Origin of the sequence: Gemmata sp. (assembly GCF_051859125.1) — a bacterium.
Taxonomy (GTDB): domain Bacteria; phylum Planctomycetota; class Planctomycetia; order Gemmatales; family Gemmataceae; genus Gemmata.
The window spans coordinates 1-12,730 of sequence record NZ_JBHYGG010000244.1 but is presented as its reverse complement, the minus strand read 5'-3'; the positions used below and the strand labels follow the sequence as shown (position 1 = coordinate 12,730).

Below are 12,730 nucleotides of genomic sequence, written 5' to 3'. Positions count from 1 at the left end.
CACTCGCAGGAGGTCGCCGGTGAACCCACGCTGGTTGCTCGCCGCCGTCGCGGCGCTCGTTGCCGCGCCCGCACTCGCGCAGGACAAGAAGCCGCTCCGGTGGGGCACCGACCCGACCGGCGGCGCGCCCTACGTCTACAAGGACGGCAACGCGTTCGTCGGCTTCGAGGTCGAGCTGGCCGATTACCTCGCGAAGGAACTCGGCCGCACGAGCGAGATGGTAACCGGCGACTGGGACAAGCTCCCGGAGCTCCTCGGCAAGCCGGCCGGCGACCCCAACGGAATCGACATCGTCCTGAACGGCTACGAACTCCGGGAAGACCTGGAGAAGACGTACCCGTCCACTGTGCCGTACTACGTCTACCGGCTCGGGCTCGTGATCCACAAGGACAGCGCCGGCGACATCGCGGGCTGGAGCGACCTGAGGCGGGCGAAGGCGAAGGGCGAGAAGCGGAGCGTCGGCGTGCTCGGCGGGTCGGCGGCGCACGAGTACCTGAAGGACGAGTTCGGCAACGCGATAGACCTGAAGATCAACCCGGACGTGGCGACCGTGGTCGGGCTCGTCGAGGAGAAGCGGCTCGACGCGACCGTTCAAGACCTCCCCGCCGCGACCTACTACATCAAGCACGGCAAGGATCTGGTGCTGGGCGACGAGCCGCGGCAGCCGGGGTACTACGTCATCCTCACGCGGGCATCCGACAAGGACCTGCGCGAGCAACTCAACGCAGCGATCAAGAAGGGCATCAAGGACGGCACGCTGAAGACGATCTACGAGAAGTACGGGCTGTGGAACGACGACCAGGAGCGGTTGCTGTACTGGACCGAGCAGCCGTGGCCGCCGTTCAAGGTCGCGGCCGAAGAGGGCGCGACGAAGGCGGGCAAGGCCGACTGGGGGCAGATGATTGGCGAGTTGCTTCGGGCCGCCGTGATGACGGTGTACCTCGCGGTCGTGTCGTTCCCGATCGCCATGCTCATCGGCCTGCTCGTCGGTCTCGGCCGCGTGTACGGCCCGGCGTGGCTCCGCGTCCCCCTCGGCCTGTACGTCGAGGTGCTCCGCGGCACGCCGCTTCTGCTCCAGCTCTACTGCGTCTTCTACATGCTCCCGCAGATCGACCCGCACCTCGCGCTGTCGCCGATCAACGCCGGCATCCTCGGGCTCGCGATCAACTACTCGGCGTACGAGGCCGAGAACTACCGGGCCGGCATCCAGTCGATCCCGAGGGGGCAGATGGAGGCGGCGCTGGCGCTCGGCATGAGCCCGCTCACCGCCATCCGCGTCGTCATCGTGCCGCAGGCCGTGCGCGTCGTGATCCCGCCCGTCACGAACGACTTCATCGCGCTGTTCAAGGACACGTCGGTCTGCTCCGTCATCCTCATCACCGAGCTGACCCGGAAGTACAACGAACTGTACAACTTCAACCGCGACTACATCGTGCAGCTGGCGTTCGTCACCGCCGGGCTGTACCTGCTCATGAGCTACCCGATGTCGCTCCTGGCCCGCGGGCTCGAACGGCGGATGGGAACCAACGCCGCGGGGGGCCACCGATGATCACCGTCACGAGCGTGGTGAAGTACCACGGGCCGACCCGCATTCTGGACGGCGCGACCCTCACCGTTCGCAAGGGCGAGGTGGCGGCGATCGTCGGGCCGAGCGGCAGCGGCAAAAGCACGCTGCTCCGGTGCATCAACGGCCTGGAAGAGTTCCAGGAGGGGAGCATCACCATCGGCGAGTCGCTGACGCTCGCCGGGGGGCAGGCGGCCCCCAAGGCGGCGCTGCTGCAACTGCGCCGCTCGGTCGGCATGGTGTTCCAGTCGTTCAACCTGTTCCCGCACATGACGGCGCTGCAGAACGTCGCGGCCGGCCCGGTTCACGCGCTTGGGAAGTCGCGGAAGGAGGCCGAGGCGGCGGCGATGAGGCTCCTCGACCGCGTCGGCCTCTCGGCGAAGGGCGACGCGAAGCCGGCGCAACTTTCGGGCGGCCAGCAGCAGCGTGTTGCGATCGCCCGGGCGCTTGCGGTTAACCCCGCGGCGATCCTGTTCGACGAGCCGACGAGTGCCCTCGACCCGAAGATGGCGGCCGAGGTGATGAAGGTCATCGACGACCTGGCCGGCGACGAGCAGTTCCAGGCCGCGATGGTGATCGTGTCGCACGACCTGCCCGCGGTGAAGAGGATCGCCGACACCGTACACGTCCTGAACGCCGGGCGCGTCGCGTACACCGGCCCGGCGGCCGAGGCGTTCGCCCCCGGCGGCCCCGTTGAGACGATGGAGTGACCACATGACCACCGCAACCGCACACCAGGTGATCCGCGTCGGGCACAGCCCCGACCCCGACGACGCCTTCATGTTCCACGCGCTCGCCAACGACAAGGTCGCGACCGGGAACCTGAAGTTCGTCCACGAGCTGCAGGACATCGAGACGCTCAACCGGCGCGCCCTGAAGGGCGAACTCGAAGTGACGGCCGTGAGCATCCACGCCTACAGCCAGTTGCTCGACACGTACGCGCTGCTCCCGACCGGGTGCAGCATGGGCGACAAGTACGGGCCGATGGTCGTCGCCCGCAAGCCGATGGCGGTCGGCGACCTGCCCGGCGTGAGGATCGCCGTGCCCGGCACGCTCACGACCGCGTTCCTCACGCTCAAACTGCTGTTCGACTCGATCGGCGCGAAGGACAAGCTCACCTTCGACGTGGTGCCGTTCGACGAGATCATCCCGGTCGTCGCCGCGGGCAAGTACGACGCGGGGCTCATCATCCACGAGGGGCAGCTCACGTTCCAGAACCAGGGGCTCCACCTCGTCACCGACCTGGGCGTGTGGTGGCAGGACCGGACCGGGCTGCCGCTGCCGCTGGGCGGGAACGTGGTTCGCAAGGACCTGGGCGCGGCGACGATGAAGGAGGTCAGCCGCCTCATCAAGCAGAGCATCAAGTACGCGCTCGACCACCGCCAGGAGGCGCTCGCCTACGCCCTCAAGTACGCCCGCGACATGGACGTGGCGCTCGCGGACAAGTTCGTCGGCATGTACGTCAACGACTGGACGCTCGACTACGGCGACCGCGGCCGGGCGGCGATCCGGGCGCTGCTCGACGCGGGCCACAAGGCCGGCATCATCGCGAACCCCACCGCCGTCGAGTTCGTGGAGTAGTTCGCGGGCGGGAGGTGGGTTCCGGAACGGGCCGCGGTGCGATATCCTGAACCCACGCCCACACCACACACTCGCGCCGCGCATGGTCTCGCTCCTCGTCTACACCCCGCCGCCGCACCCGTGCTCGTACCTGCCGGACGAGCAGGCGCAGATCACCTACGAGTTCGTCGCCGAACTGAGCGCGGCCGAGTACCTCGACCGGCTCAACAAGGGGTGGCGGCGGTTCGGGCACTCGCTGTTCCGACCCGTGTGCGAGGCGTGTAGCGAGTGCAAGTCGGTCCGCGTGCCGGTCGCGACGTTCAAGCCGGACCGGAGCCAGCGGCGGGCGCTCGCGGCCAACGACGGCGCGGTCGAACTCCTCATCCGCACCCCGGCGGTCACCCAGGAGAAGCTCGACCTGTACGACCGGTTCCACCGGTTCCAGCACGCCGACAAGGGGTGGCCGCGCCACGCGCCGGAGACCGCCGCGGCGTACGCCGAGTCGTTCGTCGAGAACCCGATCCCCACCGAAGAGTGGTGCTACCGCTTGGACGGCAAGCTCGTCGGCGTCGGGTACGTCGATCTGATCCCCGACGGGCTCTCGGCCATCTACTTCTTCCACGACCCGGACCAGCGCGACCGCTCGCTCGGCACGTTTAACGTGCTCAGCGTGATCCGCGAGGCGGCGCGCCGCGGCCTCCCGCACGTCTACCTCGGGTACTACGTCGCCGGGTGCCGGTCGCTCGAGTACAAGGGCCGGTTCCGCCCGAGCGAGGTGCTCACCCCCGACGGCCGGTGGCAGCCGTTCGCGAAGTGATATCCTGACCTCATGCTCAACGTTCACCTCCGCATCAACGACGGCCGCACCGGCAGGCCCGCCCCGGCGCGCGTCCGCGTCACCTCCGAGACCGGGGCGCACTTCGCGCCGCTCGGCCGGTGCGCCGAGTTCCCCATCGGCCGGAACGAAGTGGTCGGCGGATGGGTGAAGCTCCCCGGCGGCGAGCGGTGGTTCTACACCGACGGCTCGTGCGAGATCCCCCTCCCCGCCGGCGTTCCGCTCCGCATCCAGGCGACCCGGGGGCCGAACGCCGTTCCGCTCGACGAGACGGTCACGCTCGGGGCCGGCCAAATTTCGCTGCGGTTCACGCTGGAAGCCTGGGCCGGCGCGGCGGGCGACGGCTGGGTGTCGCTGGACACCCGCGGCCACTTCCTCGCGCCGCACGACGCGCTACTGGAGGCCGCCGCGGAGGGGCTCGGTGTGGTGAACCTGCTCGCCACCGAGCAGCCGTACCCGAGCCTCGACGGCACCGCGTACCCCACCGTGCCGAACCTCACGGCGTTCAGCGGGCAGGCGGCGGCGCTGGAGCGCGACGGTACGGCGGTCGTCGTGAACACGCTGAACACGCACCCGGTGCTCGGGAAGGTCGCGCTCCTGAACTCGCACCGGCCGGTGTTCCCGCTCGCGTTCGGCGGCGAAGAATCCGACGACTGGGGCATCTGCGACTGGTGCGACCAGTGCCACCGCAAGGGCGGGCTGGTCGTGTGGGTCGATGCGTTCGAGCCGGCGTGCGGCGTCAACGGCGGCGAATCGCTGGTTGCAGCGGTCCTCGGGAAGATCGACGCGATCGAGTTGAGCCCCGGCACGCGGAAGGTGCCGCTGCTCCCGTGGGTGTACCGGCTCTGGGACGCGGGCGTGCGGGTGCCGCTCGTCGGCGGCAGCGGCAAGGACAGCAACCGCACCCCGCTCGGGGCGACGCGAACGGTCGCGAAGGTGCCGGCCGGCTCGAACTGGGTCGAGGCCGTGCGCAGCGGCGGCGCGTTCGCCACGACCGGCCCGCACCTCGACTTCGCGGTGACCGACACCGAGTGCCGCGCGGCGGCGCGGTCGCGGACGCCGTTCGAGGAACTGGCGATCGTCGCGAACGGCCGCCCCGTGGCGTCCACGAAGGCCGAGTCGAGCGCCGACGGTTACCGTGCGGAACTCACCGGCCCGCCGCCCGAATCGGGGTGGGTCGCGGCGCGGTGTCTGAGCGCGGCCGGCGCGTTCGCGCACACGCCGCCGGTCGCGGTCGGCCCCGTTGTGCGTGACCCCGAGGCGGTGGCGGCACTGCGGAAACTCATCGAGCAAACGCGCATGTGGGCCGAGGAGCACGGCCGGTACGCGAACCCGACGCGCCGCGAGCAGATCTTCGCGCGGTGCGCCGAGGCCGCCGCGGCGCTGGGGGCCGGGGCATGACGCGCTTCCGCCACTGGGCCGTGCGCGTCCGCGGCTCGGTCCGCCACGCCCGCCGGTGGGCGCAAACGAACATCCCCGGGCGGGTGCGGGCCGCGGTGCTGATCCCGGCGCTGCTCCTGGGCGTCGGCTCGGTCGGCTACCGCTGGATCGAGGGGCCGCAGTGGTCGTACTTCGACGGCTTCTACATGACCGCGATCACGCTCACGACCATCGGGTACGGCGAACTCCACGAACTCTCCACCACCGGCCGCCTGTTCACCGTCGTCCTCGCGTACAGCGGCATCTTCACCCTGGCGTACTTCGCGTCCGAACTCGTCCGGTCGGTGGTGACGGGCGAGCTGCGGCAGACCATCGGGAGGCAGTGGGTGAACGACAAGCTCGCGACCCTGACCGGGCACCTGATCGTGTGCGGGTACGGCCGCATGGGGAAGATCGTGTGCGCCGAACTGGACCGCCAGAAGAAGTGGTTCGTGCTGCTCGACAAGTCGCCCGAACTGCTCCAGGACCTGCCCTACTCGCACGGCCTGCCGGTCCACGGCGACGCGACCACCGACGAGTTGCTGCGGAAGGCCGGGATCGAGCGGGCGCGGGCCCTGGTGACGGTCGTGGGGTCCGACGCCGACAACCTTTACATCACCCTGAGCGCCCGGCTGCTGAACCCCAAGCTGCTCATCGTGGCGCGGGCCGAGGAGGAGGACGCGGAGGTGAAGCTCCGCAAGGTCGGGGCCAACAAGATCATCTCGCCGTACCTCGCGGGCGGGCACCGGGTGGTGCAGGCGGTGCTGCGGCCGGCGGTGCTGCACTTCATGGAGCTGGCGACCCGGCCCGAGTTCCTCGACCTCCAGATCGAGGAGGTGAAGGTGGCCGCCGGCAGCGCGCTCGACGGGCAGTCGCTGCGGCACTCCCGCGTCCACGCGGACCTGGGCATCCTGGTCGTCGGCATCGTGCGGCCGAACGCGGAACTGGTCTACAACCCGCCGCTCGACACCGTCATGGAGCCCGACGCGACCCTCATCGCCCTCGGCCAGCGCCGGCACCTGGAGCAGTTGGAGAAGCTCGCGACGGCACCGGGCGGAATGGGTTAGCGAACCCAGTGCTTCCGCACCCGGCTACGAACGCCGACCCCCTACGGGGGTGAAGACCGAATTCCTCGTTTTCCGCCCCGGACGGGGCCGGCGTGTTTAGCCCGGTGCGGAAGCACTGGGCTCCGCATCGCCGGTCACGGCTTCGCGTAGGGGATCGTGTCGGGCGGGCCGATGGGGTGGTCGGCCCGCTCGGGCGGGACCATCGGCCGCGGCCCCATGAACTTGTCCACCTTCCACGGCAGCACCGTCAGTTCGCGGTCGCCCGAGATCGTCTGCGTGCCGTTGGCGAGGAACGCCGCACTCACGACCGGGTGGCCGTGCTTGCCGAACACCGCGGCCGGGGCCGCCTTCACTGCCGTGTCCCACAGCCGCACCGTGCCGTCGGCCCCGCCGGTCAGCACCCACTTCCCGTCCTTGATGACCACCGACCGCACCGGCCCGGTGTGCCCGGTGAGCGTGAAGTCGGCCGCGGTCTCGCCGAGCTTCCACACGCGGGTCGTGCCGTCGTCGCTGCCCGCCGCGTACCACTTCCCGTTCGGGCTCACGCCGAGGCTCACGACCGGTGCGGGGAACTTGCCGTGCGTGCGGACGAGCTTCCCCGTTGCCAACTCCAGAACGTGAACGGAGCGGTTGGCCGCGACGAAGACGTGCGCGCCGGTCGGGTCCACGGCGACTGCGGTGACGGTGCCCTGCTTCTCCAGCCGCCAGAGTTCCTCGCCGGTGGCGACCTTCCACGCCGCGACCACGCCGTCGAACCCGCCGGAAACGCCCCACTTCCCGTTCGGGTTGAACGCGACGGCGCTCACGAGGCCGGAGTGCTCGGCGTACTTCTGCACCTGCTGCCCGGTGTTCAGGTCCCACACGCGGGCGGTGCCGTCCATGCTCCCGCTGATCGCGAACTTGCCGTCGGCCGACAGCGCCACCGACCACACGCTGGCGGTGTGCCCGACGAGCGGCTTCACGGCCCGGCGGCCCTCGACGTCCCACAGCCGCACGCTCCGGTCCGACGACGCGACGACCGCCCGCAGCCCGTCGGCGGTGAACGCCATCTGGTTCGCGGTGCCGTCGCGGGATTCGAGCGGGTCGAGTTCGCCGGTGTTGTCGGCGGTTGTCGGGCCGTTCAGGCTCGCCAAGAAGAGAGTCCCGAGCCGCAGTTCGCGGGTCAGGTCGCCGAACGCCTGGAGCCAGATCTGCCGGCTCACGGTGCCGCCGGCCGCCCGCAGCGCCCCGAAGTGCTTGCGGAGCGTCTCGGACGTGTCGATCTTCTCGCGGAGCTGGTTCGGGGTGAGCCCGACCTCGGCCGCGGCGGTTTCGAGGTCGAGGTCGGCCTCGTACTTCAGCGTGATCGTGCTAACCGCCTCGTACTTCGAGACCCGCGCGCCGGTCTTCGCGACCGCGACCGCGTAGTTCTTGGCGTCGTCCTCCATCGATTTGATGACAGCATCCTTGCCGGGGTAGAGCGCCTTGATGAGGTCGCCCTCGGCCCGGGTGAACGCCTTCGGGTTCTTGGCGAGGTGGTCGAACACCTGGTCGGCCTTCGGGATGATCCCGGTGACGTGGCACGACATGCACGACACCCCGGCCTCGACGGCGCGGTCGGGCCGCTTCGGGTCGCTGACGATCGCCTGCGGGGCCTTGTCGAGCCGGTTGTTGTTCGCGTTCATGATGTAGTAGGCGTGCAGGCCGTTCGGCAGTGCGAAGATCGCCTCGCCGCCGGCGTGCTTGAACGGGAACTCGGCGAGCCCCGCCGGCCCGAGCGGGAACGCGAACACGTTCCGCGGGTCCGGGACGAGGTTCCCGTTGAGCCGGTCGCCGAGGTTCGCGGGCGGCTCGTCGAAGTCGTAGGTCCGCCAGTACATCCCGTGCGCCGAGTCGTGGCGCTCCAGGATGCGGTTGAACCGCGAGATGCCGCTGCCGTTGAACGCGGCCCGCTCGACCCGCTCCTGCTGGATGTTGGCGACCGCGTCCACCCGCAGCAACTTCTCGACCTCGGTGACGCTCGCGGGGAGTTGCAGCACGTCGTAGTACAGCGGCGCGCGGCTCGCGGTGGCGACGAACCAGTCGGCCCGGATCACCGGCACCTTCGTTAAAGTGCCCACGCTCGCAGCGCGGGCCGCGGTCGTGTCTTCGAGGACGCCGTAGGGGTACTCCTGGAGGATGCGGTTCCAGACGGTCGCGTCCCAGACGTACCACCGCAGGTCGATCCGCAGCACCGTCTTCAGCGGGTCCACCGCGACCGGATTCACGACCTTCGAGCCCCACGACAGGCTGTTGGTCAGCTTGTTCAGCGCGTTGCGGTAGGTCTGGAGTTCCTCGTCCGACAGGCCGGCGTTGTGCAGGTGCGCGAGGGTGAAGTAGCGCTGGAACCGGCGGGTGCGGCGGTCCATCGTTTCGAGGTCGGCGAGGATGTGGTTGTAGACGTCGCCGGTGGTGACGAGCGTGCGGGTCGGGGCCGCGTCGCCGGTCGACGCGCCGGCCGCGATCCACTTCTTGACTGCCTCGATTTCCTCGGTCGTCGGGCGGACCTTCTCGCCGGGCGGCGGCATGGTGCCATCGTCGATCCGCTTGAACAGGCGGCTGGCGGCCGGGTCGCCGGCGACGACCTTCTTGCGGCCGACGAGCTTGGCCAGATCGGTGACGTAGTTCACCCCGCCCTCGACCGCCCCGTCCTGCCCGTGGCACCGGTAGCAGTGCGCCTTGAGAACGGCCTGTGCGTTCGCGACGAGTTCCTTGTTGTCGGCCGCGAGTGCGGGCGACGCAACGAGGGTGAGGGCGAGCGCGGCGGCGATTGAGAAGGTTCGACCAGACATAGCGATCGTCCCCGTGCGGGCGCGGAGTCTCTTACCAGTCAGACGACACCGCGGCTCCGAGCGATTGCCATAGCGCCCCCAATCACGGAAAGAACTGAGGTTCGGCGCGAACGACCTGTTGACCGAACTGCAGCGTCTTCACCCCACCGTGCGGCGGCCCACAGCGGGCGACACGGTGGAAGCCACACGATGGAAGCCACGCGGGGCATGACTGCGGCCGCCACTGGCTCATCGGTCTCGGCCCGAACCCGTCTTGGTTCGGCTGCTCGAAGGTCGTGCCGGCGTGCTTCGATTGGTTCACTTGTCGCCGCGAATTTGTGCGATCACGTCTGTTCAGGTACCGCACACCGCTGGCGGTGCCGTGCGAGCAACTGCTGAAATTTCCAGGACTTCGTCGCACGGAGCCGCGCGCTCGCGGCGGCATGTTACATTCGCGGCACAGCGACTGCGTTGGGCGGTTGAGTCGTTTCATCATTCGCCCAGACTCCACAGGATTCACCGCATGCGTCTCCGGCCGCCCCTCCGCCCCGCGTTCACGCTCATCGAATTGCTGGTGGTGATCGCCATCATCGCGGTCCTCATCGGCCTCCTCCTGCCCGCCGTTCAGAAGGTGCGCCAGGCCGCCGCCCGCGCGTCCAGCACCAACAACCTGAAGCAACTGGCCCTGGCCGCACACAACTTCGCGGCGACGACCCCCGAGACCACGGTCCTCCCGAACGGGGCCGCGAACGGCGGCGTGTTCTTCCAGTTGCTCCCGCACATTGAGCAGCAGTCCGTCGCCACCGCCACGAACCCCTGGGAGAACGTCATCAAGACGTTCGTGAGCCCCGCCGACGCCACGCAACCGACGTTCGTCGGCGGGCCGGTTGACATGCCGGACCTGTTGGGGGTGACGAAGACGGGTGTTCTGACGGTCACGAACGCGGCGATGTCGAGCTACGGGTGGAACCCGAACGTGTTCACCCCGAGGGTGAAGCTGAACGGGATCGGCGACGGGACCACGAACACCGTCATGTTCGCCGAGAAGGTGATGAACTGCGGCGGAACGTTCAACCCCTGGTACGGGGTGTTGGTCGATACTTCGGCGTACGAATCCGTTACAGCCCCCCCACCCTCGGGCGCGATTCCCACGTCGGACCTGGTCAGCAGCAACCTCGGGGCCCCGCAAGCGAGTTGCGTCGGGACGGTTCCGAGCAGCGCCCAGAGCGGGATCATCCTGATTAGCATGGCCGACGGGAGCGTCCGCGTGCTGACCTACGCGACCGGTGCGGGCGTCGCGAGCAACGGAGCGTCGAACTGGCTGGCGGCACTGTCGCCCAGGGGCGGCGAGACCTTCAGCGCCGACTGGTGAGTGCAAACGATCCGAACCGCCGCCCGACGGGTCCACCCGACCCGTCGGGCGCGTTCGTTTCGTGCGGCTCGCGATCCCACTTCACCGCTTCCTGCGCTTCGGCTTCGGGGCGTCTTCGAGGTCGGCGAACAGGCGCTTGACGGGGACCGCGAACCCCGGGAGGACGGTGCCGCCGCCGAGGGTGTCGGCGGCGGTGAGTTCGGTCACCTCGTCGGGCGACGTGAACACGCGGACGGTGCGGCGCTTCGGGTCCACGAACCACACGAGCAGCACGCCGGCGAGGAAGTACTCCTTGAGCTTCCGCTCCATTTCGAGGCGGGTGTTCTTCTTGCTCAGCACCTCGACGCACAGGTCCGGGGCGAGGTCCGGGATCGGCTCGCTCGGCACCTTGCCGCCCGGCAGCCGGTCCCGGCGGATGAAGGACACGTCGGGGATGCGCACGAGCTTTTTAAGGAGCTTGACCGTGCCAGCCTCGCCGGTCACGATCCCGACCCGGCCGTGAGCGTCCGAGTAGTTCTTGAGGAGTTGGATGAGGTCCGCAGCGACCGTCGATTCGCCGAGTCCCATGCCCTTCTCCACGAGGGTGCCATCGACCAACTCGAACAGCCGCTTGTGCTTTTCGTAGAGTCGGAGGACGTCGCGTGGCGTGGCGGTGCCGGGGGTGGGAACGAGGAGCACCCGCTCCGGGGAGACGCCCCCGAGGCGGGTGAGGAGTTCGTCGATTGCTTCGTAATCAGCGGTCGCACGCTTCGCACGCATCGCGGTCCCTCCCGAGTGCGTGCAGCGTACCCGGTTCGCGGGACGGGGACAACGCCGGGCGGTCGGCGGAAACGGGCGAACCCTGAGCGCCAGCGAGGGGGTGACGCTTACCCCCTCGCTGGCGCTCAGGGTTCGCCCCAAATCGTGGGGCACCCCGCTCGCCTACTTGCGGCCGCGGCTGCTCGCGACGGGGGCGACCGACGCGCTCACCGCCTGCACCACCGTCGGCGTCGCGCCGGCTTCCTGCAGGTCCGACTCCACCTCGGTCAGGTCGACCTTTTCTTCCGTGAGGCCGATCACCGACGCGATCAGCTCGCAGATGCCGGCCGGGTCCTCGAGCTTCAGCACGTTCTGCCCGAGGTAGTGCGTCCACCGCTTGCGGATCTCCGCGTTCCCGTAGTGGTTCGTCATCCGCGGGATGATGTAGTACACCTCGTACCGCTGCTGGAGCTTCTCGATCACCTCTTCGAGCGGCAGGTCGGCCTGGATGCCGTCGCCGATGACGGCCCGGATCTCCTTGTGCTTCACCTTCGGGTACGGGGCCTCGTCGCCGATCACGAACAGGTACCCCTTCTTGCCGCGCTTCTCGAAGCAGTCGATGGCCGTGTGCCACGCCATGAAGTACATCGCGAGTTCGTACGACTCGGTGATGTGCCCGCCGCCGCCCCCTTCGAGGTACAGCTTGGCGAGGTCGTCCTCGATCTCCAGGCCCGACTCGAACTGGCCGATCTGGAGCGGGGCCTGGTCGCACGTCGCGTCGCCGATCGCGCCGACCATGATCTGCGGGTGCGCGAGGTACCCCTTGCGGATCAGCAGGTTCATGAGCCGCGGGAGGTTCTGCTGCAGGACGCGGGGCACCGACTGCATGCTCCCGGTCACGTCGAACAGCACGGCGACCGCGTGGCTCTCGGGGTGCGCCTCGCTGTCCCGCGACTCGCGGGCGATGACGCCCCGGGGGTTCATCTTCTGGTGGACGCCGCTCTGCACGCGGCCGGTGCGGATGTCCTCGTGGTGCTCGAAGGCGTCGCGGCCGCTCTTCTTCCGGCTCACCGCGCGCTCGTGGTACTCGTCGTCCGACCAGCATGTGCCGCCCATTCGAGGCTCCTGAGATGTGGTGCCGATGTGAGGGGTGCGCCCCGCAAGAGAGAGGCACCCGGGAGGCCGCGGGTTCGCGGGCCGTCCCTACTTTGTGATTCGCCGACACGAGGCCGGGATTTCGAGGTGCGTCGCGCGAAAGGCAGCAGAACGAGGTCGGTTCGGTGGCACAGGCCTCTGGCCTGTGTTGGGTCTCACAGGCCAGGGGCTGCTCGGTTGAATCGTTCGCCTCACGCGGGCCGCCACGGAGGGCGGCCCCTACAAACCAAA

General features: G+C 69.2%; 10 protein-coding genes. 7 read left to right on the top strand and 3 right to left on the bottom strand.

Annotated features, from left to right (window positions below):
- Positions 1-19 precede the first annotated feature (19 nt).
- The 6 genes from ACTIGN_RS20255 to ACTIGN_RS20230 all read left to right on the top strand — a co-directional run bounded on the left by ACTIGN_RS20255 (position 20) and on the right by ACTIGN_RS20230 (position 6,445).
- Entirely contained in the window at positions 20-1,549 is a 1,530-nt protein-coding gene (locus ACTIGN_RS20255) for an ABC transporter substrate-binding protein/permease (protein ID WP_439627162.1), read from the top strand.
- Positions 1,546-2,274, top strand: coding sequence for an amino acid ABC transporter ATP-binding protein (locus ACTIGN_RS20250; RefSeq protein WP_439627160.1), 729 nt, complete (start codon positions 1,546-1,548; stop codon positions 2,272-2,274). Before ACTIGN_RS20255 ends, ACTIGN_RS20250 begins: the two co-directional genes overlap by 4 nt.
- 4 nt (positions 2,275-2,278) lie before the next feature.
- Positions 2,279-3,145 (top strand): menaquinone biosynthesis family protein, encoded by an 867-nt coding sequence (locus ACTIGN_RS20245; RefSeq protein ID WP_439627158.1) that lies wholly within the window; start codon positions 2,279-2,281, stop codon positions 3,143-3,145.
- A gap of 82 nt (positions 3,146-3,227) precedes the next feature.
- Positions 3,228-3,941, top strand: a complete 714-nt coding sequence (locus ACTIGN_RS20240) for an arginyltransferase (protein WP_439627156.1) — start codon at positions 3,228-3,230, stop codon at positions 3,939-3,941.
- Positions 3,942-3,953: 12 nt separating this feature from the next.
- Positions 3,954-5,360, top strand: a complete 1,407-nt coding sequence (locus tag ACTIGN_RS20235) for a hypothetical protein (protein WP_439627154.1) — start codon at positions 3,954-3,956, stop codon at positions 5,358-5,360.
- Positions 5,357-6,445 carry a potassium channel family protein gene (locus ACTIGN_RS20230; protein WP_439627152.1) on the top strand — a complete coding sequence of 363 codons (1,089 nt, stop codon included), beginning with the start codon at positions 5,357-5,359 and terminating at the stop codon, positions 6,443-6,445. Before ACTIGN_RS20235 ends, ACTIGN_RS20230 begins: the two co-directional genes overlap by 4 nt.
- A 134-nt stretch (positions 6,446-6,579) precedes the next feature.
- Here the strand turns inward: ACTIGN_RS20230 and ACTIGN_RS20225 are convergent, their stop codons facing one another.
- On the bottom strand, positions 6,580-9,255 hold the full coding sequence (locus ACTIGN_RS20225; protein WP_439627150.1) for a c-type cytochrome domain-containing protein: 2,676 nt from the start codon (positions 9,253-9,255) through the stop codon (positions 6,580-6,582).
- Positions 9,256-9,757: 502 nt separating this feature from the next.
- Between ACTIGN_RS20225 and ACTIGN_RS20220 the strand changes: the two genes are divergently transcribed.
- Positions 9,758-10,606 (top strand): DUF1559 family PulG-like putative transporter, encoded by an 849-nt coding sequence (locus ACTIGN_RS20220; RefSeq protein ID WP_439627148.1) that lies wholly within the window; start codon positions 9,758-9,760, stop codon positions 10,604-10,606.
- A gap of 81 nt (positions 10,607-10,687) precedes the next feature.
- Here the strand turns inward: ACTIGN_RS20220 and ACTIGN_RS20215 are convergent, their stop codons facing one another.
- The gene (locus tag ACTIGN_RS20215) at positions 10,688-11,365 is read right to left on the bottom strand and encodes a Uma2 family endonuclease (protein ID WP_439627146.1); all 678 of its coding nucleotides are present in this window, start codon (positions 11,363-11,365) and stop codon (positions 10,688-10,690) included.
- A 162-nt stretch (positions 11,366-11,527) separates the two neighbouring features.
- Positions 11,528-12,460 (bottom strand): hypothetical protein, encoded by a 933-nt coding sequence (locus ACTIGN_RS20210; protein WP_439627144.1) that lies wholly within the window; start codon positions 12,458-12,460, stop codon positions 11,528-11,530.
- Positions 12,461-12,730: the final 270 nt, after the last annotated feature.

Coding starts and splice junctions, on each gene's coding strand:
- ACTIGN_RS20250 (WP_439627160.1), top strand. CDS start 1,546: ATGATCACCGTCACGAGCGTGGTGAAGTACCACGGGCCGACCCGCATT.
- ACTIGN_RS20245 (WP_439627158.1), top strand. CDS start 2,279: ATGACCACCGCAACCGCACACCAGGTGATCCGCGTCGGGCACAGCCCC.
- ACTIGN_RS20240 (WP_439627156.1), top strand. CDS start 3,228: ATGGTCTCGCTCCTCGTCTACACCCCGCCGCCGCACCCGTGCTCGTAC.
- ACTIGN_RS20235 (WP_439627154.1), top strand. CDS start 3,954: ATGCTCAACGTTCACCTCCGCATCAACGACGGCCGCACCGGCAGGCCC.
- ACTIGN_RS20230 (WP_439627152.1), top strand. CDS start 5,357: ATGACGCGCTTCCGCCACTGGGCCGTGCGCGTCCGCGGCTCGGTCCGC.
- ACTIGN_RS20225 (WP_439627150.1), bottom strand. CDS start 9,255: ATGTCTGGTCGAACCTTCTCAATCGCCGCCGCGCTCGCCCTCACCCTC.
- ACTIGN_RS20220 (WP_439627148.1), top strand. CDS start 9,758: ATGCGTCTCCGGCCGCCCCTCCGCCCCGCGTTCACGCTCATCGAATTG.
- ACTIGN_RS20215 (WP_439627146.1), bottom strand. CDS start 11,365: ATGCGTGCGAAGCGTGCGACCGCTGATTACGAAGCAATCGACGAACTC.
- ACTIGN_RS20210 (WP_439627144.1), bottom strand. CDS start 12,460: ATGGGCGGCACATGCTGGTCGGACGACGAGTACCACGAGCGCGCGGTG.